The organism is Guyparkeria sp. SB14A, assembly GCF_005096345.1.
GTDB classification, from domain to species: domain Bacteria; phylum Pseudomonadota; class Gammaproteobacteria; order Halothiobacillales; family Halothiobacillaceae; genus Guyparkeria; species Guyparkeria hydrothermalis.
The window spans coordinates 107,644-128,210 of the sequence record NZ_SWAW01000005.1; the positions used below are offsets into that span (position 1 = coordinate 107,644).

General features: G+C 67.1%; 20 protein-coding genes and 2 tRNA genes. 10 read left to right on the forward strand and 12 right to left on the reverse strand.

Going from position 1 to position 20,567, the window contains the following annotated elements; genetic code table 11:
- The 4 genes from yegQ to FAZ79_RS03795 form a co-directional block, all read right to left on the reverse strand.
- On the reverse strand, positions 1-1,428 hold the full coding sequence (gene yegQ, locus FAZ79_RS03780) for a tRNA 5-hydroxyuridine modification protein YegQ (protein ID WP_197039208.1): 1,428 nt from the start codon (positions 1,426-1,428) through the stop codon (positions 1-3).
- Positions 1,429-1,550: 122 nt separating this feature from the next.
- Positions 1,551-2,168 (reverse strand): pyridoxamine 5'-phosphate oxidase family protein, encoded by a 618-nt coding sequence (locus FAZ79_RS03785; RefSeq protein WP_136866648.1) that lies wholly within the window; start codon positions 2,166-2,168, stop codon positions 1,551-1,553.
- 63 nt (positions 2,169-2,231) lie between these two features.
- Complete coding sequence (locus tag FAZ79_RS03790; RefSeq protein WP_136866649.1) at positions 2,232-2,798, reverse strand: DsrE family protein; 567 nt, start codon at positions 2,796-2,798, stop codon at positions 2,232-2,234.
- Positions 2,799-2,965: 167 nt separating this feature from the next.
- On the reverse strand, positions 2,966-3,385 hold the full coding sequence (locus FAZ79_RS03795; protein ID WP_136866650.1) for a hypothetical protein: 420 nt from the start codon (positions 3,383-3,385) through the stop codon (positions 2,966-2,968).
- Between the two features lie 96 nt (positions 3,386-3,481).
- Here FAZ79_RS03795 and hemB point away from each other — a divergent pair, with 96 nt between their 5' ends.
- Positions 3,482-4,480 (forward strand): porphobilinogen synthase, encoded by a 999-nt coding sequence (hemB, locus tag FAZ79_RS03800; protein ID WP_136866651.1) that lies wholly within the window; start codon positions 3,482-3,484, stop codon positions 4,478-4,480.
- Here hemB and FAZ79_RS03805 read toward each other — a convergent pair.
- Genes FAZ79_RS03805 through FAZ79_RS03820 form a run of 4 tightly spaced genes read right to left on the reverse strand, consistent with a single transcriptional unit; the run spans position 4,473 to position 7,944 of the window.
- Positions 4,473-5,120, reverse strand: coding sequence for a DUF2238 domain-containing protein (locus tag FAZ79_RS03805; RefSeq protein WP_136866652.1), 648 nt, complete (start codon positions 5,118-5,120; stop codon positions 4,473-4,475). The genes hemB and FAZ79_RS03805 overlap by 8 nt on opposite strands.
- Positions 5,120-5,557 (reverse strand): VOC family protein, encoded by a 438-nt coding sequence (locus tag FAZ79_RS03810; RefSeq protein WP_136866653.1) that lies wholly within the window; start codon positions 5,555-5,557, stop codon positions 5,120-5,122. The genes FAZ79_RS03805 and FAZ79_RS03810 overlap by 1 nt, the downstream gene beginning before the upstream one ends.
- A gap of 24 nt (positions 5,558-5,581) precedes the next feature.
- A complete protein-coding gene (locus FAZ79_RS03815; protein ID WP_136866654.1) occupies positions 5,582-6,571 on the reverse strand; it encodes a DUF697 domain-containing protein in 990 nt (329 codons plus the stop codon).
- 32 nt (positions 6,572-6,603) lie between these two features.
- On the reverse strand, positions 6,604-7,944 hold the full coding sequence (locus FAZ79_RS03820; RefSeq protein ID WP_169303560.1) for a YcjX family protein: 1,341 nt from the start codon (positions 7,942-7,944) through the stop codon (positions 6,604-6,606).
- A 371-nt stretch (positions 7,945-8,315) separates the two neighbouring features.
- On the opposite strand from FAZ79_RS03820, the gene FAZ79_RS03825 reads away from it, so the two are divergent.
- Entirely contained in the window at positions 8,316-9,344 is a 1,029-nt protein-coding gene (locus FAZ79_RS03825) for a cation diffusion facilitator family transporter (RefSeq protein WP_169303561.1), read from the forward strand.
- A 358-nt stretch (positions 9,345-9,702) separates the two neighbouring features.
- On the opposite strand, the gene FAZ79_RS03830 is transcribed toward FAZ79_RS03825, so the two are convergent.
- Positions 9,703-11,325 carry a methyl-accepting chemotaxis protein gene (locus FAZ79_RS03830; protein ID WP_136866656.1) on the reverse strand — a complete coding sequence of 541 codons (1,623 nt, stop codon included), beginning with the start codon at positions 11,323-11,325 and terminating at the stop codon, positions 9,703-9,705.
- Positions 11,326-11,569: 244 nt separating this feature from the next.
- Here FAZ79_RS03830 and FAZ79_RS03835 point away from each other — a divergent pair, with 244 nt between their 5' ends.
- The 3 genes from FAZ79_RS03835 (at position 11,570) to dusA (ending at position 13,671) form a co-directional block, all read left to right on the forward strand.
- Positions 11,570-11,785, forward strand: a complete 216-nt coding sequence (locus tag FAZ79_RS03835) for a YjfB family protein (RefSeq protein ID WP_136866657.1) — start codon at positions 11,570-11,572, stop codon at positions 11,783-11,785.
- A gap of 89 nt (positions 11,786-11,874) precedes the next feature.
- A complete protein-coding gene (locus FAZ79_RS03840; protein ID WP_136866658.1) occupies positions 11,875-12,603 on the forward strand; it encodes a sulfite exporter TauE/SafE family protein in 729 nt (242 codons plus the stop codon).
- Between the two features lie 66 nt (positions 12,604-12,669).
- Entirely contained in the window at positions 12,670-13,671 is a 1,002-nt protein-coding gene (gene dusA / locus FAZ79_RS03845; protein WP_136866659.1) for a tRNA dihydrouridine(20/20a) synthase DusA, read from the forward strand.
- Between the two features lie 278 nt (positions 13,672-13,949).
- Here dusA and FAZ79_RS03850 read toward each other — a convergent pair whose 3' ends face one another.
- Complete coding sequence (locus FAZ79_RS03850; protein ID WP_136866660.1) at positions 13,950-14,465, reverse strand: HugZ family protein; 516 nt, start codon at positions 14,463-14,465, stop codon at positions 13,950-13,952.
- Between the two features lie 3 nt (positions 14,466-14,468).
- Complete coding sequence (locus tag FAZ79_RS03855) at positions 14,469-15,152, reverse strand: transglycosylase SLT domain-containing protein (protein WP_247709484.1); 684 nt, start codon at positions 15,150-15,152, stop codon at positions 14,469-14,471.
- Between FAZ79_RS03855 and FAZ79_RS03860 the strand changes: the two genes are divergently transcribed.
- From FAZ79_RS03860 to FAZ79_RS03880, 5 genes are all read left to right on the forward strand, one after another.
- Positions 15,151-15,558 (forward strand): DUF1249 domain-containing protein, encoded by a 408-nt coding sequence (locus FAZ79_RS03860; RefSeq protein WP_136866662.1) that lies wholly within the window; start codon positions 15,151-15,153, stop codon positions 15,556-15,558. The two genes, FAZ79_RS03855 and FAZ79_RS03860, sit on opposite strands and share 2 nt — an antisense overlap.
- 108 nt (positions 15,559-15,666) lie before the next feature.
- Positions 15,667-15,742, forward strand: a tRNA-Gly gene (locus FAZ79_RS03865).
- 6 nt (positions 15,743-15,748) lie between these two features.
- Positions 15,749-15,822 (forward strand) — tRNA-Cys (locus FAZ79_RS03870).
- A gap of 113 nt (positions 15,823-15,935) precedes the next feature.
- Complete coding sequence (locus tag FAZ79_RS03875) at positions 15,936-17,012, forward strand: lysylphosphatidylglycerol synthase transmembrane domain-containing protein (protein ID WP_136866663.1); 1,077 nt, start codon at positions 15,936-15,938, stop codon at positions 17,010-17,012.
- A complete protein-coding gene (locus FAZ79_RS03880) occupies positions 17,009-19,273 on the forward strand; it encodes a glycosyltransferase (protein WP_136866664.1) in 2,265 nt (754 codons plus the stop codon). Before FAZ79_RS03875 ends, FAZ79_RS03880 begins: the two co-directional genes overlap by 4 nt.
- A 9-nt stretch (positions 19,274-19,282) precedes the next feature.
- Here the strand turns inward: FAZ79_RS03880 and sohB are convergent, their stop codons facing one another.
- Positions 19,283-20,359, reverse strand: a complete 1,077-nt coding sequence (gene sohB, locus FAZ79_RS03885) for a protease SohB (protein WP_136866665.1) — start codon at positions 20,357-20,359, stop codon at positions 19,283-19,285.
- Between the last annotated feature and the right edge of the window lie 208 nt (positions 20,360-20,567).

Here is a 20,567-nt window from a genome sequence, read left to right on the forward strand (position 1 = left end):
TCAGTCGGCCAGGTTGCGGGCGATCAGCCCGTAGCGCAGCCGGTCGCCGAAGGCCTCGGCCCCTTCCGGCAGGCGCAGGCGTACCCGCCAGCCGCCGCCCGGCGCCTCATCCAACGGCTCGCCCTCCAGCGTCTGCATCTCGGCGAGCTGGTCGACCCGGTTGCCGTCGGGGAGCAGGAACGTGACCTGGTCGCCGACCCGGAGCTTGTTCTTGACCTCGACCCGGGCCCAGTCGCCCTCGATCTCGCTGATCTCGCCGACGAACTGCTGCTGACGGCTCTTGGAGACGCCCTCGATGTAGTTCTGGTATTCCTGCGTGTGGTGGCGCTTGTAGAAGCCGTCGGTGTAACCGCGGTTGGCGAGGTTGTCGAGATCGGCAATCAGCTCCTCGTTGAACGGTCGCCCGGCCATGGCATCGTCGATCGCCTGGCGGTAGACCTGCGCGGTGCGGGCGACGTAGTAGTGCGACTTGGTGCGCCCCTCGATCTTGAGGCAGTCGACGCCGATGTCGACCAGCGCCTGGACGTGCTCGACGGCGCGCAGGTCGCGCGAGTTGAGGATGTAGGTACCGTGCTCGTCTTCCTCGATCGGCATCTGCTCGCCGGGGCGGCTCTTCTCCTCGAGGAGATACACCTGGTCGGCGAGCGGATGGCGTTCCTGATCGCCCATCGCGCCATCCCGCATCGGGTTGGCCGCGTTGAGCGCGTCCAGCGAGATGGGCTTTTCCTGGGGTTGCTCGGACGCCGGCTCCGGACGCACCACGCCGGAGATATCCTCGGCGGCGTTCTGCGGCGTGTATTCCCAGCGACAGGCATTGGTGCAGGTGCCCTGGTTCGGGTCGCGGTGGTTGAAGTAGCCCGACAGCAGGCAGCGCCCCGAGTAGGCGATGCATAGCGCGCCGTGGACGAACACCTCGAGCTCCATGGTCGGGCACTTTTCGCGGATCTCGCGGATCTCGTCCAGCGACAGTTCGCGCGAGAGGATCACGCGGGTCACGCCCACCGACTCCCAGAACTTCACCGTGGCCCAGTTGACCGTGTTGGCCTGCACCGACAGGTGGATGGGCATCTCGGGGAAGGCCTCGCGCACCATCATGATCAGGCCGGGGTCGGCCATGATGAAGGCATCCGGCTTCATCGCGACGATGGGCTCCATGTCGCGGATGAAGGTCTTCAATTTGCTGTTGTGCGGCGAGAGATTGACCGTGACGAAGAACTGCTTACCCGCGGCGTGCGCCTCCTCGATGCCGATGCGCAGGTTGTCCTCGAGGAAGTCGTTGTTGCGCGCGCGTAGGGAATAGCGCGGCAGGCCGGCGTAGACGGCATCGGCGCCGTAGGCGAAGGCATAGCGCATCGACTTGAGCGTGCCCGCCGGGGAAAGCAGCTCGGGCGTCTTGCGGGTGGTGCCGTTGGGGGAGGCCTGGGGCATGCCCTGAGTCATAAGAAGGTGGCTCCGGATCGATCGGGTGCGTGTGTGGCGCGCGATTCTAACAGGTTGACCGACAAGGCCCGGCGGGATTCCCCGCCACGAGGTCAATTCCCGGGGCTCAATCAGTAGAGCGTGCGGGCCTGGCGCTCGTCGAGCCCGTCATCGTAGACCGCCGCCTCGATGCCGGAGTCGGGCACCCCGGCGAGCATCTCGCCGGCACTCGGCGTCCGTGCGGCCAGCGTCCGGCTGTCCGGGTCCCAGAGACCCGCGCGCAGCAACGCCCGGGCGCACTGGAAGTAGACCGTCTCGATCTCGACCACGATGACGCACTGCGGCGGCTTGCCCTTCATGGCGGTCCGCTCGAGCAGGGTCGGGTCGGTGGTGATCCGCGCCCGACCGTTGACGCGCAGCGTCTCGTTCTTGCCGGGCACCAGGAACAAAAGCCCGATGCGCGGATCCTCGACCAGGTTGCGCAGACTGTCGATGCGGTTGTTGCCGCGGCGTTCGGGCAGCGCGATGCGCCGCTCGTCGAGCACCTCGACAAAGCCGGCCGGGTCACCGCGCGGCGAGCAGTCCAGCCCGCCGGCCCCGTGGGTGGCCAGAACAAAGAACGGCGAGGCCTCGATCAGCCGGCGGTAGACCGGCACGAGGCGGTCGACCTCCTTCTTGATCGCCGCCTCGCCGGGCGTGTCGAACAGGGACTCGAGTTCGTCGAGCGAGCGGATCTGATGCGGGTCCAAAACGGTTTCCTCGGGACTCTCAAGCGTGCCCCAAGGATACGGCAAAACCCGGCACGACGACCGTCAGCGCATCGATTCGATCGACTGCGTGCGTACGAACACCTCGGGCTTGATCACCGCGTAGCCCTGCTGCTGGTAATGGACCAGGTCGGTGAAGGCCGACGGCACCAGGGTAATGAAGTCCTGGAAGTCCTCGCGGTCGTAGTCGTAGTCCTCGGCGGCCAGACCGCAGACGTGGAAATCCACCCCGAGGTTGGCGTAGTAGCGCATGCGGGCGACCGCGTCCTCGTACTTCGCCTCGTTCTTCTTGGCCACGGTGACGATCTCGGTGCCGTGGATGATCACCACGATCTCCATGTCGAGCATCGGGTCCATGTTGTACGGACTGGCCTGCAGCGGGTTGATCAGCGAGCGCACCCAGTACAGGGCGGCGTTGATCTTGGCCGGATCGTCGAGGTAGAAGTCGTAGACCACCCTCGGCGGCTCGTAGTCGGGCGTGGCGACCTTGGCCTGCGCCCAGGCCGAGGAGGCGCCCAGCAGGGACCCGACCGAGGCGAACCCAAACAGGGCGAACCACAACAGGAAGGCCGGCACCGCGAGTGTCCGGGCGGGAAGGATCTGGCGTTTCATGGCGACCACCTCTCGTCGTTGCGCTAAGCGCGCCCGAATGAGCGCCGGCGACGCATCGCGGCGGCCAATCGGGCCGAGGGAGACTGCCGCTCCCTCAAGTCAAGAGTAGGCCATCAATCACCTCGCGTTGCTGGGAAAACAACGCCTTGCGATTCGTTCGCCGGCTTTCAATCCTCGCGACGGGCGCAGGCGGGGGTGTCGTCGGGGCACTCGACCGCTTTCGCCACCCGGTCGACGAACTCGCCCACCTCATCCGGGCTCAGGACCGACAGCATCCGGCTCATGATCGAGGGCTCGATCGGGGCGAAGCTCGACCGGCCGTCCGCCAGCGTCACCCATACGCCCGCGGAAATGGCGGCCTCTGCCCGGCCGTCACGAAACAACTCGGCCTCGGCCGCCTGCGTTTCCTCCTCGTACCAGCCCTCGATCCGGTCGACCAGCTCATCGCTGATGTCATCGGGAATCGAGATGGTCGTGGCCTCCTCGGCCATCGGGTCGCGCGAGACGGAGACCGACAGCCCCTCGGCCTCGAGCCGCTTGACGAATCCCGCGCCGCGATCCGGCGTCAGAAACGTGAACTCGTACATGCCTCCCTCCTGCTTGTCGCTTGCCTCGCCACGAGCGACGAGACCCTTTTGCTATCCTAACGGGCCTTCATTCAGCAACGCCAACCGGAGCCGTCCATGACGTTCTCGCGCGCCTTCCCCGCCCATCGCCCGCGCCGCATGCGCCGTGACGCCTTCAGCCGCCGGCTGATGCAGGAGCACACGGTCTCGAGCAACGACCTGATCCTGCCGGTGTTCGTGCTCGAGGACCCGAACGGGCGGGAGCCGGTGGAGTCGATGCCCGGCGTCGAGCGCCTCGGGATCGAGAACCTGTCGCGGCTGGCCGAGCAGGCGCTGGAGCTGGGTATCCCGGTGCTCGCGCTGTTCCCGGTCACCCCACCGGAGGCGAAATCCGAACAGGCCGAGGCGGCCTTCGACCCGGACGGGCTGGTCCAGCGCACCGTGCGGGCACTCAAGGAACGCTTTCCCGAACTCGGCATCATGACCGACGTGGCGCTCGACCCCTACACCACCCACGGCCAGGACGGCATCATCGACGCGACCGGCTACGTGCTCAACGACGAGACCGTCGAGGTGCTGGTTCGCCAGGCCGAATCCCACGCCGCGGCCGGTGCCGACATCGTCGCGCCCTCGGACATGATGGACGGGCGCATCGGCGCGATCCGCGCGAACCTCGAGGCCAAGGGCCACATCCATACCCGCATCATGGCCTACAGCGCGAAGTACGCCTCCGCCTTCTACGGCCCGTTCCGCGACGCCGTCGGCTCGGCGGCGAACCTGGGCAAGGCCGACAAGACCACCTACCAGATGGATCCGGCCAACGGCAACGAGGCCTTGCACGAAGTGGCCGCGGATCTCGCCGAGGGCGCGGACATGGTAATGGTCAAGCCGGGCATGCCGTACCTGGACGTCATCTCCCGGGTGAAACAGGAACTCAAGGCCCCAACCTTCGCCTACCACGTCTCCGGCGAGTACGCGATGCTCAAGGCCGCCGCCGAGCGCGGCTGGCTCGACTGGGACAAGTGCATCATGGAAACCCTGGTCGGCTTCAAGCGCGCCGGCGCCGACGGCGTACTCACCTACGCGGCCATGGACATCGCCCGCCAGCTCAAATAACGGTCGGGGTTCGGCCACGGCGTCCGGCCAGTCGCCCGATTTGCCGGTCATGCCACCGACCGAAGGCGGTGATCGCCACCAGCGCACCCAGCAGGGCAAAGGCCATGTCCGACTGGGCATCCCAGGGATCGCCCTGCGTGCCGAGAAACTCGACCGCCCCGCCCCCGGCGACCACGGCCACGCCCCACTCGATCAGCTCGTAGACGGCGCTCACCGTCACCGCCACGCAGATCGCGAGAAAACCGACCATCCAGGTGCCACGGGCAAACCGGCCGCGAATCAGGATTTCACGGGCCAGCAAGGCCGGCACCACCCCCTGAAACACATGCCCGATCTTGTCGTAGGGATTGCGGGCAAGGTCGAGCCAGGCCTGGATCTCGAAGCCCAACGGCACGCGGGCATAGGTGTAGGCCCCGCCGTAGATCAACACCAGGGCGTGCAGGAAAATCAGCACGTAGAGCAGCGCGGTAAGCGGGAATTGCCGGCGGGTGAACCACAGGATCGGCAGCGCGATCACCGCCGGGGCGACTTCAAGCACCCAGGTAGCGCGATCGTGGGGATCGATGCCCGAGAGCAGCAAGGCGACGAACACCAGCACGGTGCCGCCCGTCAGCAGCCACCGCCTGCTCTCCGCCATCATCACACGCCCTCTCCTGTTGCCAGCGACACGCTGCCCGCCGCGTCCATCGCCCAGAACGGGTTATGGGCCACCTCCCAGAGATGCCCGTCCGGGTCGGCAACGTACCCCGAGTAGCCGCCCCAGAATGTCTCCTGCGCGGGCTTGACGACCCGCCCACCGGCCCGTTCGGCCTCGGCCAGCACGTGATCGACCTCGTCTCGCCGGCGCACGTTGTGTGCCAGGGAAAACCCGGCAAAGCCGCTGCCCTGGGACGGGACCCCGGCATCGGCGGCGAGTGCCTCGCGTGGATAGAGCGCCAGCACCATGCCGTTGAGCTGGAAGAACACCACCGACTCGGCCGCCTGACCGACCGACCAGCCCAGCCCCGTCTCGTAGAAGGCCCGCGAGCGGGCCAGGTCGGCCACCCCCAGGGTGATCACGCTCAACCGCTGTTCCATGCCCGCCCTCCCGATCGTTGGTGGCTAACGCGTCCCGGACGAACGCTCGCGGATCGCGCCGAGGATCAGTTTCGCCAGATTGCGATCGACCAGGGGCTTGTGCTCCGGGGCGATGCGCGAGGCCCGCATGGCCTGGCGGCCGATGCGCAGCGAATACAACGCCACGGCCACGCCCTGGCCGGCCCGGGCGCCGAGGTTGACCATCAGGTTGGCGGCCCAGCCCTCGCTGGCCGAATCGAGAACGGTCTCGGTGGCCGAGGCGAAGGCCATGTTCTGCAGGATCATCCGGTAGAGGCGCCAGCGGGCCGGGAAGGAGAGCGTCAACCCGTAGATGCCGGCAATGGCATTGACCATCCGCGCGTTGCGCCAGGCCACCAGCAGCAGGTCGAGCGCGGGATAGGGGCTGGCGGCAATGAACAGGCCGGTACGCACCACTTCGCGATGGATCAGCGCCCGGGCCCGGGCATCCTGCTCGGCGTAACCCCGCTCGAGGGCCACCACCAGCTCGGTGGCGTGGCTGCCGGCATCGATGCCGAGCAGGTTTTCCTCGAAGGTCCGCCGTTGCGGGTTGTCGGCGAGCAGGTGCTCGGCCGCCTCGCGCAGCTCGACCACCGACTGGCCCATCTCGCCCTCGCGCTCGGCCTCGGCCAGCCGGCGGTTGAGGTGGGTGATCGCATCGATGTGATGCCGCTGGCGCCAGGCCCGCCAGATCAGGGCCAGACCGGCCCCGCCGACGCCCACGCCGATGGCGAAGATCACCCAGCCCAGGGCCGGGTGCGTGGCGTGCGCCCACCAGATTGCCTGCAGCCAGTTGATGGTGATCCAGGTGATCGCCACCACGCCCAGCAGGGTCGCCACCCAGGGAACACCGCGGCGCGGTTCGATCAGGTCGGCGACGTCCTCGGACGATTCCTCGTCGTACAGCGCCTCGGTATCGACATCGGGCACCGAGTCGCCCTGCGCGTGGATGCGGGTGGCCAGATGGCCGCCGCGCGGTGGTTGCTCGTCGTTCATTGCAGGCCCTTAGGGGTAAATGGCGTCATGGATCAGGACTCGCCGATCAGGAAGTCGAGCAGGGCATCGACCCGACGGCCGGGGAAGGCCCGGGCCCGATCCAGCCCGGCCGGCGGCGCCAGCGTCGGCAGGTCGTCGATGGCAAGATCCAGGTCATGCGGCATCTGCTCGGGGATGGTCGGCGGGGTAAAGGCGATCTTCTGCCGCGAGCTCTTCTCGGTACCCACCAGCATGGGGCGACCGCGGGCATCCTCGCGCGGCTGGGCGGCGGTCACCGCCGAGACGGCGAACAGGCGCAGCTCGATGTCCTTGCCGGCCAGCCGCTGGGTCAGCTCGAACAGATAACTGTCGAGCAGGCGGGTGAGACGGGCCTGATCGGCGGGCAGCAGGTGATCGATCTGCGTGGCGACGATCGCCACCCGGCGAATGCGGCGCGTGAACAGGTTGCCCAGCCAGTGCCCCTCGCGGTAGCGGAACGGCTCGAGGATCGATTCCAGCGCCGCGCGCATGTCCGCCAGCGCCGACCGGCCGCTGCGCAGCGCGCCGAGCAGGTCGACCAGGATGACCTGCGCATCCAGCCGACCGAAGTGCGATTCGAAGAATGGCCGCGCGATCCGGTCGCGGTAATAGGCGAAATGGCGCTGACAGACCTTGCCCCAGGAGCCCTCGGGATAGTCCTCCGAGGGCTCCGCCACCACGCTCGGCAGTGGCAGGAATGGCATGGCGTCCGGGTCGAAGCCCTCGCCCGGCATCAGCCAGCGCCCGGGGAGGTTGCGTGACAGGCGATGCGGCGGCAGCCGGCTGTCGGCCAGCATCATCGACCAGCGCCCGGCAAGTGACGCCAGCTGCTCGGGGTCGACCGGCGCGGCCGGATCGATCGCCTGCAAGTCCTCGAGCAGCCCCGGGGCGATCGCCCGGCGCGGACTGCGTGCCAGCCAGTCGGTCCAGTGGGCGCTGTACTCGGCAAACGACCAGTCGAGCAGGGAGAGATCGAGCAGCCATTCGCCCGGGTAGTCGAACAGCTCCAGGCAGCGGCGTCGCGGCCGCAACGAGTACCAGCGCCGATCGTAGTCCAGGGTCAGTCGGGCGATCGACCAGTCGCGGGTCGACTCGGGCCAGCTCGGTGGCTGGCCGGTCAACGCGGTCAAGGCGTGGTCGTAGTCGAAGGCGCGCTCGATCTCGCGGTGCCAGCGACCGTGACGGATGGCGGCAAGCCCCGCCTGCTCGGCGAGCGCGCCGCGACGGGCATTCTCCAGGTGATTGATAATGGCCGTGATCAGGGTCGACTTGCCGGCCCCCGACAGGCCGGTGATGCCGATGCGCGTGACCGGGCAGCCGGCGAGCGTTCGGGATTGCCGCTGCTCGTCGCTCATGAAGAGATCAACCGAAAACGTGGAGGCCGGGGTGTCATGGCTCATCACCTGTCGCGCGTTGCATTCGAGGCCATCGCCCGGGGATCCCCGGCGACGACGGCGGTAGCACGATGGTAGACGAGCCGGTCAAGGCCCCAAAGCGCCATGAGCGAGCCATCCCGCGCACGGCACCCGACGATCAAGCCCTTGAGGTCGGCCTCGCGAACACCGAGGGAAGGTGCTGAGCGTGCCGGACTGGCGGACGGCGGCGGGGTGCAGTAAAATGGGACCAATCCAGTTCGGTATTAGTCCCGACTAACTTTCCGGCGGCGAATCAGCGACGCTTCGCCCCGCCGGCACCGTATCGACCCTGACTAGGCGGCGATCACCCCATGTCCAATCCCCACGCCCAGCTGCTGCGCATGGTCACCACCGCGTCGGTGACACTGGCCCTGACACTGATCGCGCTCAAGCTCGCGGCGAGCATCACCACCAATTCGGTGAGCCTGCTGGCCTCGCTGATCGACTCGACCATGGACCTACTCGCCTCGCTGGTCACGCTGGTGGCGGTACGGATCGCCCTGCAACCGCCCGACGAGGACCATCGTTACGGGCACGGCAAGGCCGAGCCGCTCGCCGCGCTGGCCCAGGCGACCTTCATCGCCGGTTCGGGCGTCTTCCTGATGATCCAGGCGTTGCAGCGCCTGATCCGACCGCAGGAGCTTTCCGCGATCGACTGGGGCGTGGGCGTGATGATCTTCTCGATGGTCGCCACCCTCGCGCTGGTGAGCTTCCAGCGCTACGTGATCGCCAAGACCCGCTCGCCGGCGATCAAGGCGGACGCGGCGCACTACACCATGGACTTCCTGGTCAACGCCTCGACCATCGCCGTGCTGATCCTTGCCGGCTACGGCGTGGTGTGGCTCGACCCGGCGTTCGCCGCCGCGGTGGGCGTGTTCGTCCTCTACAGCGCCTGGAAGCTTGGCCGCGAGTCGCTCGACCAGCTGATGGACCGCGAGGTGCTCGACGGCACCGAGATGCGGGTGGCCCAGATCGCCACCGCGCACCCGTCGGTGCACGCGGTCGACCAGATCCGCACCCGGCTGGCCGGGCGCACCATGATCATCCAGCTGTACCTCTACCTCGACAATCACATCGATCTCAATCGCGCCCACCAGATCGGGGACGAGGTCGAGGCCCGGCTGCTGCGCACCTTCCCGGGTGCCGACGTGATGATCCACGAGGAACCCGTCTCGGCCTGGGAGCCGGGACGCGGCCCCTCGCCCATGCGCATCGAACCCCTGACCACGCGCCGCCCGCGCGCCGGCCAGTGCGAGACCTGTCGCGATCTCACCGATACCCGCCCCAGCCTCTGGCGCCGCCTGCCGCTGATCAACCGCCTGGTCCGCGGCCCGCTCTGATCACCCGGCAGCGAGTCGCCTGACTAGGGAAACTCTGCACGAATGCCATACCGCTCTGCGTGCCTTGAGCCGGGCAGGTGCAAGGCGCTCGTCCGCCGCGGAAGAGTCATTCTCTTTCCAAGGACGACAACGCAGCAGATGCCCGGCTCAAGGCGCGCCCTGCGGGGCCTGGCGAGTCGCCCGTGCTCGGCGTTGCGATGTCTTGACGTGGCCACCGGCACGCCGGCGACATCGCGCCTTGATCACGAACGACTCGCCAGGCCAGAGCGGCATGGCATTCGTGCAGAGTTTCCCTAGCAGCCCAACGAAAAAGGCCGGCATCGTGCCGGCCTTTCTGCGTGGGTCACCCCATACCGCCTCAGGTCTTGAAGCGGTTGACCAGCCCGTCGAGATTCGACGACAGCCGGGTGAGATCGCCACCGGCGGTGGACACCTGCTGTGAGGCATCGTCGAGCTCCTCGCTCTTGGCACGGATGCGCTCGAGGTTGCGGTTGACCTCCTCGACGGTGGCCGACTGCTCCTCGGCGGCGGTGGCGATCTGCATGGTCATCTCGTTGATGTGATTGACGTGGCGCACCACCGCCCCGAGGGACTCGTCGGTCTCGTTGACCGCCTCGAGCGTCGCCTCGCCCTGCGACTGGCTGACCTCCATCGCCTCGACCGTCTCGTGCGCCCGGTCGCGCAGCCCGTCGATGATGCCCTTGATCTCCTCGGTCGACTGCTGCGTGCGGCTGGCCAGGTTGCGCACCTCCTCGGCGACCACCGCGAAGCCCCGACCCTGCTCGCCGGCGCGGGCGGCCTCGATTGCCGCATTCAGCGCCAGGAGGTTGGTCTGCTCGGCGACCCCCTGGATCACGTCGAGCACCTTGCCGATGTCCTTGGTCTGCGACTCGAGCTCGCCGATCGACTCGGCGGTATTGCGCATCGAGCCCATCAGCTCGTGGACCGTATCCATCGAGCGCTTGAGTGCCTGTTGGCCGTTGTGCGTGACCTCCTCGGTCTCGTTCGAGGCACTGGCCGTCTGGTTGGTGTTCTCGGCGATCTCGCGCGTGGTGGCGGTCAGCTCCTCGATCGCCGAGGCCACCATCTGGGTCTGCTCGTTCTGTTCGTGGGTGCTCGCCCGCGACTGCTGGGTAATCATCGACATCTCCTCGGCCGAGGCGGCCAGCTGGCCGGTCGAGTCGGTGATCTCGCGCACCAGGTCGTGGATGCGCTCGACGAAGCGGTTGAAGCCGCGCGAAAGCTTGGCGAACTCGTCGTTGCCGGTCACCGGCAGCCGGCGGGTCAGGTCGCCCTCGCCCTCGGCGATGTCCTCCATCGCGCCAATCACGTGGTGGATACGCCGGGTGAAGTTCGCCATCACCAGCACCAGCAGGAAGATGCCCACGCCCAGCGCCACGGCACCGATCACCAGCGTGGCGGCTCGTGCCTCGAGCATGTGCTCCTCGGCCGCCTCGGTACGCGCGTCCTCGCGCGCCTTGGCTGTGGCGATCAGCGACTGGATGTTCTTGCGGATCTGCTGCCAGTCCGGGTGCTCGTCCTGCACCAGGATCTGCTGGGCGCGTTCGATGTTGCCGGCATCAACCTGGTCGAAGACCGCCAGGCGCGCGGCCATCACGCGCTCCCAACGCGCCTCGATGTCATCGAGCAGGCCCTGGGCCTCGGCATTGTCCGCGGAGGTCAGCGAGCGGGCCTCGACCAGGGCGGCGCGCACCACCTCGTCGGTCTTGCCGGTAACCTTGATCGCCGCCTCGAGGTTGGGACGGAAGACCTTGTTGCGCGTCGCCACACCACCCAACAGGCCGTTGCTCATGATGTCCTGCAACGCCTCGACGCGCGCATTATCCTGCTGCTGAACCTGCAGGTACTGCTCAGAGATCGAATCCATCTGGATCAGCGCGTAGCCCAGCGCGCCGATAAACAGCACGGCGGACACGGCAAACGCCAGGAGGATCTTGGTGGTGTTGTTCAACCGGTTCATTGTGACTCCTTGAGACCGATGACTTGCTAGGGAAACTCTGCTCCACGTTTCGACCGGTTTTTCGGCCGAGGCAGGCGAATCTTTAGCCTGCCCACGTAAATAAGCAGAACCTTATGAAAGCGCGCCGTGGCGCCATTTCAGCAAGGGTGAAATTATCGGTCGGGGAGCGTACACTGAACGTGCGCTGGACGTGTTCACGACTTGTGATGCGTGCATAAACACACGTTTCGACGGAGGAGGCAGCATGGCCGACTCGGTATCCGCCGCCGGCAGCATGCAAACTGCCATGGCAAACGCACAGCTGACACAGGAAGTGGGCGTGCGCGTACAGAAACAAGCGATGGAAACGCAGGAACAGGCGATGGCGCCGCTGATCGACTCGATCGGCGAGAGCGGCGGCCAGACCAGCACCGCGGCCAGCAATGGTCCGGTCGGCGGCCAGATCAACACCTACGCCTGAACCAACCCGCCATTGGTCCCATGGACCAACGGTTCCGTCATCCCCGGCCCCGCCGGGGATTTTTCGTTGTCAGCCCCTCGCGAGGCCCCGTGGACGACATCACCCTTCTTCAGCTGCTGCTGGCCAACCTCGCGATCTTCGCCGGCGCCTTCCTGCAGGGGCTGGCCGGCTACGGCATCGGCACCCTCTCGGCCCCACTGCTGTTCCTGATCAGCCCGCTGCTCCTGCCCGGCCCTCTGATCCTCAACGCCGTGTTGCTGACCGTGCTGATCCTGTGGCGCAGTCGCGCGAGCCTGAGCTTCCGCCCGGTGCGCTTCGCCATCGGCGGCGATATTGTCGGCACGCTCCTGGCCGTGGTGACCCTGGCCATGCTCACGCCCAAGGGCTTCGAGCTGGCCTTCGGCATCCTGATCCTGCTCGCCGTAACCTTGAGCGTTATCGGCATCCACCCGACGCTGAATCCGCGCAATTCGGTCATCGCCGGGGCCGCCTCGGGCTACATGGGCACGATCACCGCCGTGGGCGGCCCGCCGATCGCCCTGATCTACCAGAACGAAAAGGGCCCGGTGGTGCGTGCCAACCTCTCGGCCTTCTTCCTGTTCGCGAGCCTGGCAAGCGCCGTGGCCCTGTTCTTCTCCGGCTTTATCGGCCCGCGGGAATGGTGGCTGTTCGCCGCGTTGCTGCCCGGCACCCTGATCGGGTTTCTCGCCTCCGGGCACCTGGTCAACCGCATCCCGTTCGGCGCCCTGCGCCCGATCATCCTCGGCATCGCAGCGATCGCCGGGTTGAGTGCCATCATCAAGGCCCTGCTGCCCTGACGTGATTACCGGAAGCCCGGCCTCGGCACGCTACAATGCCGACCTTTTGCGCCGGACTGCGACCACATGAGCGACTCCATTCCCGCCACCCGCGAGCCCTCGCCGGACAGCCCCTGGCGCTTCTGCGTGGCGCCGATGCTCGACTGGACCGACCGGCATTACCGGTATCTCGCCCGCCAGTTGAGCCGGCATGCGCGGCTGTACACCGAGATGGTGACCACGGGTGCCTTGCTGCACGGCGACGTCGAGCGCCACCTGCGTTTCGATGAAAGCGAGCACCCGGTCGCCCTGCAACTGGGCGGCTCCGATCCGAACGCCCTGGCCGAGGCGGCGCGAATCGGTGCCGACTGGGGCTACGACGAGATCAACCTCAACGTGGGCTGTCCCAGCGACCGGGTGCAGAACGGCGCCTTCGGGGCCTGCCTGATGGCCGAACCCGGCCTGGTGGCCGAATGCGTCGCGGCCATGCGCGCGGCGGTCGACGTGCCCGTGACGGTCAAGAGCCGCATCGGCATCGATCATCAAGAAACCTACGAGGAATTCCGTGAAATCGTCGACATCGTCGCGGATCAAGGGGGTGCCAACGTGTTCCTCGTCCACAGCCGCAAGGCCTGGCTCAAGGGGCTCTCGCCCAAGCAGAATCGCGACGTGCCCCCTCTGCGGCCCGAGTTCGCCACGCGCCTGAAGCGCGAACGCCCCGACCTGACGGTGGTGCTCAACGGCGGGCTGACGACGGTGGCATCGATGCAGGCGGGCCTGGGCGAGGTCGACGGCGTGATGGTGGGCCGGGCGGCCTACCAGAACGTCGGGCTGCTGGCCGAGATCGATGCCGCGCTGTTCGATGGGAATCAGCCGACCGACCGCCTGGCCGCGCTGCAGGCCTACCGCGACTACGCGGCCGCCGAACTTGCCCGCGGCACACGTCTGTCCACGCTGATCAAGCCGATCCTGACCCTGTTCCAGGGACGCCCGGGCGCCCGCGCCTATCGCCGGCACCTGAGCGAACAGGCACCGAGGCGCCCCGGCGACGCGAGCGTGATCGACGAGGCGATCGATCTGCTGCGCTAGGGAAACTCTGCACGATTCGATGGCATCTCTGGCTCGCGGGTTTGCTCGCAATCAAGGCGCCGGACCGAAGACGGGCCCAGAGCAATCACTCGGGCCCGTCGAGGGACGGCAACGACGAGTGCGGGCAAACCCGCGAGCCCCGTCCGGGCGGGCCTCCAAGGGCCCATCTGCGGCGTTGCAGCCCTTGTAAAGGGCGACGGCCCTTCACGGCGGACTGCGCCTTGCATCTGGGCCCTTGGAGGTCCCGCAGAGACGTCATCGAATCGTGCAGAGTTTCCCTAGCCCCGCCGCTGCGCGACGACCGAGAACCCGTCCAGCAGGAAGGCTCTGCCAAAGCCGTTGACGTAACTGCCGCCTTCGGGGTGAAGACCCAGCAGGTGGAAGTCTCCCAGCCCGCACAACACCTCGACCGTCTTGCCGTGGCGCGCACGCAGGGCCGCGGTGATCACGGCAAAGCGCTCGTCGGCTCGGTCGACGGCCTCGACCCGTGCCGCCCAGTGGGCGCGCTCGCGGGCGAAGGAATTGCGGGTATCCGACTGGTCGGCCAGCAGGGCGACGCGGGCCTCGCCGCGCTTAAGCAACGGCCGCGTGTGCGCAGCCAATTCACTGGCCAGCACCCAGAACGCGCCCTCGTGGCGCACGAACGGCAAGGTGCCGATCTCCGGCAGGGTCTGCTCCTCGGGGGTGACGGCCAGCACGATTGCCGACTGGCCATCGACAAACCCGGCCAGCCGGTCGGCCTCCGCGGCCAGGTCGGGCGCGGAGGCAGGTGGTGACGATCCGGCACGGGCCATGCCCTAGCCGGTCCCGGCGTAAGCGGCCTGCAGCTGCATGACCCGCTTGACGTAGGTGCGCGTCTCCTCGTACGGCGGAATCCCGCCGTAGCGCTTCACCGCGCCCTCGCCGGCGTTGTAGGCGGCCACCGCCAGTTCGCGATTCCCCTGGAACATGTCCAGCAACAACGCCAGGTAGGCGACGCCGCCGGCAATGTTGTCCTCGGGATTGAAACGGTCGGTCACGTCGAAGCGCGCGGCCGTCGCCGGCATCAACTGCATCAGCCCGCCGGCCCCCTTGGGCGAGACCGCATCGGGCCGGAAGGCGCTCTCGGCGTGGATCACGGCACGGACCAGGGTGGGGTCCACCCCGTACAGCCCGGCGAACCGGTTGACCGGCTCGACGTAGCGGTCATGTACCAGGCGCGGCATGACCCGATAGCCGTCCTGCCAACCCTTGGGCTTGGTCGCCTCGCTCTTGCGCCAGAGCGCGTAGGGTTCGTTGGCCGACTGCTGCGGCACGTTGGTCAGGTGCACCACGCCCTGGGCGTCGCGGTACTTGTAGACATCGGCCTGTGCCGCCCCGACCGTGAGCAGGGAAAGCAGCAGACTGGCCGCGAACGTGCCGAGCGCCCCCGGGCGTCCCCGGCGGACCATTCGCCCCGCGGCATTCCTATTCGCGCGGCGCTTGCTTACACTGGCAGGCATGAATCTCAACACCGGCATTCCTCATTCCATCGAGCACGATCCATTCGATCAGTTGATGGATCTCTACGAGCAGAACTATATCCTGATTCGCCGCCTGCTCGGCGACCTGCGCCGCCTGACGCCGGGCGACGAATTCACCCTGGGTTTCTCGGTGGTCGCACGGGTCACCGAACGCGGCCGATTCACCCTCGAGCTTGCCTTTACCGACCACGAGATACTCGATTCGCGACAGCGCCCCGTGACACTGCGCGTGCGGGTCTACCTCGACGCCCGTTCGGCCGAGCTGCACGACCCGCGCCACCCGGCTTCCTGTCTGCAGGCCGACCGTACCGAGTGTAATCGGGCACGACAATCGCGCAACCGCATGTTGCAGCGCTGGCTGCTCGCCCGGCTGCGCCACCACTAACCCCTGATGGGCAAGTGGGCCGAGCGCCCTCGCCGGCACCTGCCATACGACGCGCCCATGAACGACTTGACAAGGGGGCGGTTCCTGATGAAAATTGCGCCCCCTCAAGCGGGAATAGCTCAGCTGGTAGAGCACAACCTTGCCAAGGTTGGGGTCGCCGGTTCGAATCCGGTTTCCCGCTCCAGATTTCGGCTGGATGGCAGAGTGGCTATGCACCGGATTGCAAATCCGTTTACCCCGGTTCGACTCCGGGTCCAGCCTCCAACACTGATGTATGTCACGGATAACCCGCCTCGCGCGGGTTTTTCTGTGTCTGCCACACTCGGCGACCGCGCCGACGCCAGCCGGCCGGGCCGGCGACGAGCCCCCCAGGCGACATGACCGACCCCCATCACCACCCCGAACGCTTCGAGATCCAGAACGAGCCAACCTTTCGTGGCCGCCGACTGGCGTGGTTCGCATTGCTGTTCATTGGACTCAGCGCCGCCGGGATCTGGGCGGTCTACTCGCAAGTCGCCGGTCACGAGATCCATTGGGATGCCCGCCTGCTCGGCTGGCAGCTATTACTGGCAAGCCTGGCGCTGCTGTTGGTCTACTTCGCCGCGGATGGTCTGCGCCTGTGGTTCACCCTGCGCGCGCTGGGGCACTCGATCCCGTTGACGGCGATGGCTCGGCTGGTGTTTCTCAACATCTTCGTCTCCAACATCACGCCGCTGGCCACCGGCGGCGGGGTGGCCCAGGTCTGGTTCATGCGCCGGCGCGGCGTGCCGGTGGGCACCGGGCTGACGGCCACCACCATCCGCACGGCACTGGCCGTGCTGTTCATCTTCGGCGCCACGCCCATCCTGCTGGTCACGCTCCCCGGCGCCGAAGGCGCGGCACAGAGCGATTCGCTGGTGATCACCCTGAGCGTGTCGGTCGCGCTTTACCTGGGGTTCTTCACGATCCTGGTCATGCGCAGCAACTGGCTGTTGCGACCGATGCTGGGCCTGCTCAAGGCGCTACGAGGTCTGCATCTGATCGGTCCGCGCCGACATCACCGCTGGCGCCATCGGCTGGTGCGCGAGCTGCAGCGCTTCGCCCACGGCTTCGTGCGCTACTTCCAGGGGCGCAAGCTCGACATCGCCGCCTCGTTCCTCTTCACGGCCATCTTCCTGCTGGCGCTGTTCTCGTTCCCCGCCCTGCTCTTCTGGGCCCTGGGTTACGGGTTCGACTACTGGCTGGTGATCGGTCGGATGGTGATGACCACCTTCGTCATGTACTTCTCGCCCACGCCCGGGGCCTCGGGCATTGCCGAGGGCGTGTTCGGCTATTTCTTCCGTGATGTCGTCACCGCCTCGCACCTGGTGCTGGTGACGGTCGCCTGGCGCGCATTGACGATCTATCTCGGCATGCTGATCGGGCTGTTCGTCACCCAGCGCGAGATCGCGGCCACGCGGCGGGACGCGTCATGAGCCGGTTGTCGGACAAGCTCACACCGCGCCGGCTCAAGCTGGCCTTCTACCTGACACTGGCCGCGATCCTGCTGCTGGTAGGCTACCGGGTCTATCTCTCGATCTTCGAGGGCACCTACCACGCCCTCCACGCCGAGCAGATCGAGCGCATCCAGGCCCAGGCAGACGGCCCCGCCGATGACGCACTGCATTTCGCGGTGGTCGGCAACATCAACAACTCGGTCGGCCTGTTCGAGCGCAAGATGATCCCGCGGCTCAACCGCGCCGGCCCGGATTTCGTGGTCTCGGCGGGCAACGCGGTCAGTGGCGGCGGCGAGGACAAGTACCGCGCCCTGTATCGCACGCTCTCGCACCTGGACATGCCCTACCTGCTCACCGTGGGCGAGAAGGAGAGCGGCGCCTTCGGTTCGTTCAACTACTACGAGCACTTCGGGCCGTACTTCTTCGGCTTTCGCGCCGGGGGCAGCCAGTTCCTGTTCCTCGACAGCACCGACCCCGACACCTACCCCTTCCAGCTGCACTGGCTCAAGGAGCAATTGCGCGACCCGTCGGCCGCGCATCGCTTCGTGTTCATCGGCCACCCGATGTTCCGCACCGCGCAGAAAAGCCCGCTCGATTTCGACGACCAGTACCTGACCGACGAGGCCTTCCGCGACCGGCTGCACGCGCTGTTTCGCGCGCATGGGGTCGACGCGGTGTTCTCCAGCAACCTGCACCTGTTCGACGAGCAGCAACGCGATGGGGTGCGCTACGTGGTCACCGGCGGGGCCGGCGGACTGGTACTCAACGACGACACCAGCTTCTATCACTACGTCGACGTCAAGACCGGCGATGGCGAGGTGGCGATCACGGTCGAGCGGCTCGACATCGGCCAGCACCAGGTCTTCAAGACGCTCGAGAGCCTGTGGTTCTTCATCCATTCCCTGTTCTACGTCGGCCACCTCAACTTCCTGCTGGTGCTCGGCCTGCTGATCCTGCTGGCAATCAAGCTCTATAGCGCCATCTTCGTCGAACGCGACTACTACCGGAACTACGAGCTGGATACCTCGCCCTGGACGGGCCGGCCGCTGGGGATCGCCATGGTGACCAACAACTATCTGCCGTTCATCGGCGGGGTGCCGATCTCCATCGACCGGCTGCGCCGCGGCCTGGAGCAATTGAGCCACCGGGTACGCATCGTCGCGCCCAGCTACGCCGACCAGGACGACCATGACCGCGACGTGGTGCGCGTGCCCTCGCTCTTGAGCATGGGCCGCAACGGCGAGTTCCGCCTGGCCAACCCGCTCTCGCCGCGCATCCGGCGGGAATTGAAGGCGTTCGCCCCGGACCTGATCCACATCCACCACCCCTTCTGGCTCGGCTGGGCCGCGCAATGGCATGCCCGCCGGCTGAAGGTGCCGACGGTGTTCACCTACCACACCCGCCTGGAGCACTACTCGCACTTCGTGCCGCTGCCCGGCCCGCTGTTCCGCAACCTGATCGCGCACACCGCCATCCGTCGCTTTGCCAACCGCTGCGATGGGGTGATCGTGCCGACCGAGTCGGCCGAGGAATACCTGCGGGTGATCGGCGTCACCACCCCGATCTACGTGCACCCGACCGGAATCGATTTCGACCGGTTCCAGGCCGACGAACCCGCGGCCGTCCAGGCCCTGCGCAACAGGCACGGCATCGAGCCGGACGAGCGCGTGCTGGTGAGCGTCTCGCGGCTCTCGCGGGAAAAGAACATCGACTTCCTGATCTCGGCAATGGACGAGTTGCGTCGGCGCAGCGACCAGCCGTTCCGCTGCCTGATTATCGGTGATGGCGACGAGCACGAGCGCCTGCAGGAGCGCATCGATGCCCTCGGCCTGACGGCGATGGTTACCCTGGTGGGGGCCGTTTCACCCGACGAGGTGGCGCGCTACTACCAGCTGGGGGATGCGTTCGTGTTCGCCTCGAAGTCGGAAACCCAGGGGATGGTCATCCTCGAGGCAATGGCCGCCGGCCTGCCGGTGGTCGCCGTCCGCTCCAGCGGCATCGACGACGTGGTCAACCACGAAAGCAACGGCTTCAAGACGGCCGAGGACATCGAGCGCTGGACCACGGCCACCCAGCGGCTGATCGAGGACGACAGCCTGCGCGCCACCATGGCCGAGCGGGCCGTCAGCACCGCGCGACGTCACGCCATCGACCATTTCGCCCGCGACGTGGCCGACACCTACCGCCAGGTCCTGGCGCTGTTCCACTGGGAGCAACCCAAGTCGGACGAGGCCGACTGACCCACCGAGTCAGAGCGGATGTCGCCACTCGCTCAGGGCCGACTGGGCCGAGGCGCTCAGGCGCGTGAGCAGGCCGCGCTTTTTCATCGGCTGGACGATCTCGTAGGCATCGCCCTGCTCGGCCGCGGCAAGTACCAGGTCGTCGCTCGTGCCAATCTCGTCGATCAGGCCCAGACCGAGGGCGTCCTCGCCGTACCAGTGCTCGCCGGTGGCCAGCTTGTCCAGATCCAGTTGCGGGCGATAGCGGTTCAGGAACTGCTTGAACAGCAGGTGCGTCTGCTCGAGCTCCTCCCGAAACTTCTCCCGCCCGGCCTCGGTGTTCTCGCCCAGCAGGGTCAGGGTGCGCTTGTACTGCCCGGCGGTGTGCAGCTCGACGTCGATGTCGTTGCGCTTGAGGAGGCGATGGATATTGGGCAGCTGCGCCACCACGCCGATCGAGCCCACGATGGCGAACGGCGCGGCGACGATCCGGTTGGCCACCGCCGCCATCATGTAACCACCACTGGCCGCGACCCGGTCGACGACGGCGACCAGCTCGATCTCCGCGCTGCGCAAACGGGCGAGCTGGGCGGCGGCCAACCCGTAGCCGGGCACCACGCCACCGGGGCTGTCGAGCACCAGCAGCACGCGGTCGCGACCCGGTTCGGCCGCCTGCAACACGGCACTGACCTCCTCGCGCAGGGCCTCGACCGCCGAGGCGCGAATGTCGCCGTGAAACCGCAGCACGAAGGTGCGTGGCGCCGCATCCGCCTCGCCCTTCTCCTCGGCCGCTGGGGACGTTTTGTCCTCGGTCGCCGCAGGCGCGTCACCCTGATCCTTCTTCTTGCCGCCGGGCAACCGCTGGCGCAGATCGGCCCACTTGGCCTTCCAGCCGCCGTCGGGTTTTTTCAGCGCCTCGCGCAACTGCTTGCTGCGCGACTCGATCTCGTCGTTGAGGCGTCGGATCTTCAGCGGCTTGAGCCGGCTGTCACCCGCCTGCGTGTTGCGCGCCTGGGCCACGACGGAAATCACCGCGGCGACCACGAAGATCACGGCGACCGCCAGCGTCAGGGTCTTCAGGAGAAACAGGAAATACTCTGGCCACATGGGGGATCTGCTCCGGGCAAAAGGGGTGAGTATAGACGTGGCTTTCAGGCACGATCTATGGCCTGCTCCCCGATCGCAAGCCCCCGGTGGGGTGGTGGATAATCAGGTTGCGTCAATCTATTCGGCCTCCTCGTGGAGCGGTTCAGTGCTCCGGGCCTCGATGGAGAAATCCGCGCCTGTCGTTCCTGATTAAAAAATCGGCTTCTTC

Bases quoted from the DNA above. Each gene is read 5' to 3' on its own strand.
- yegQ (WP_197039208.1), bottom strand. From the start codon at position 1,428: ATGCCCCAGGCCTCCCCCAACGGCACCACCCGCAAGACGCCCGAGCTG.
- FAZ79_RS03790 (WP_136866649.1), bottom strand. From the start codon at position 2,798: ATGAAACGCCAGATCCTTCCCGCCCGGACACTCGCGGTGCCGGCCTTC.
- FAZ79_RS03795 (WP_136866650.1), bottom strand. From the start codon at position 3,385: ATGTACGAGTTCACGTTTCTGACGCCGGATCGCGGCGCGGGATTCGTC.
- hemB (WP_136866651.1), top strand. From the start codon at position 3,482: ATGACGTTCTCGCGCGCCTTCCCCGCCCATCGCCCGCGCCGCATGCGC.
- FAZ79_RS03805 (WP_136866652.1), bottom strand. From the start codon at position 5,120: ATGATGGCGGAGAGCAGGCGGTGGCTGCTGACGGGCGGCACCGTGCTG.
- FAZ79_RS03810 (WP_136866653.1), bottom strand. From the start codon at position 5,557: ATGGAACAGCGGTTGAGCGTGATCACCCTGGGGGTGGCCGACCTGGCC.
- FAZ79_RS03815 (WP_136866654.1), bottom strand. From the start codon at position 6,571: ATGAACGACGAGCAACCACCGCGCGGCGGCCATCTGGCCACCCGCATC.
- FAZ79_RS03820 (WP_169303560.1), bottom strand. From the start codon at position 7,944: ATGAGCGACGAGCAGCGGCAATCCCGAACGCTCGCCGGCTGCCCGGTC.
- FAZ79_RS03825 (WP_169303561.1), top strand. From the start codon at position 8,316: ATGTCCAATCCCCACGCCCAGCTGCTGCGCATGGTCACCACCGCGTCG.
- FAZ79_RS03830 (WP_136866656.1), bottom strand. From the start codon at position 11,325: ATGAACCGGTTGAACAACACCACCAAGATCCTCCTGGCGTTTGCCGTG.
- FAZ79_RS03835 (WP_136866657.1), top strand. From the start codon at position 11,570: ATGGCCGACTCGGTATCCGCCGCCGGCAGCATGCAAACTGCCATGGCA.
- dusA (WP_136866659.1), top strand. From the start codon at position 12,670: ATGAGCGACTCCATTCCCGCCACCCGCGAGCCCTCGCCGGACAGCCCC.
- FAZ79_RS03850 (WP_136866660.1), bottom strand. From the start codon at position 14,465: ATGGCCCGTGCCGGATCGTCACCACCTGCCTCCGCGCCCGACCTGGCC.
- FAZ79_RS03860 (WP_136866662.1), top strand. From the start codon at position 15,151: ATGAATCTCAACACCGGCATTCCTCATTCCATCGAGCACGATCCATTC.
- FAZ79_RS03855 (WP_247709484.1), bottom strand. From the start codon at position 15,152: ATGCCTGCCAGTGTAAGCAAGCGCCGCGCGAATAGGAATGCCGCGGGG.
- FAZ79_RS03875 (WP_136866663.1), top strand. From the start codon at position 15,936: ATGACCGACCCCCATCACCACCCCGAACGCTTCGAGATCCAGAACGAG.
- FAZ79_RS03880 (WP_136866664.1), top strand. From the start codon at position 17,009: ATGAGCCGGTTGTCGGACAAGCTCACACCGCGCCGGCTCAAGCTGGCC.
- sohB (WP_136866665.1), bottom strand. From the start codon at position 20,359: ATGTGGCCAGAGTATTTCCTGTTTCTCCTGAAGACCCTGACGCTGGCG.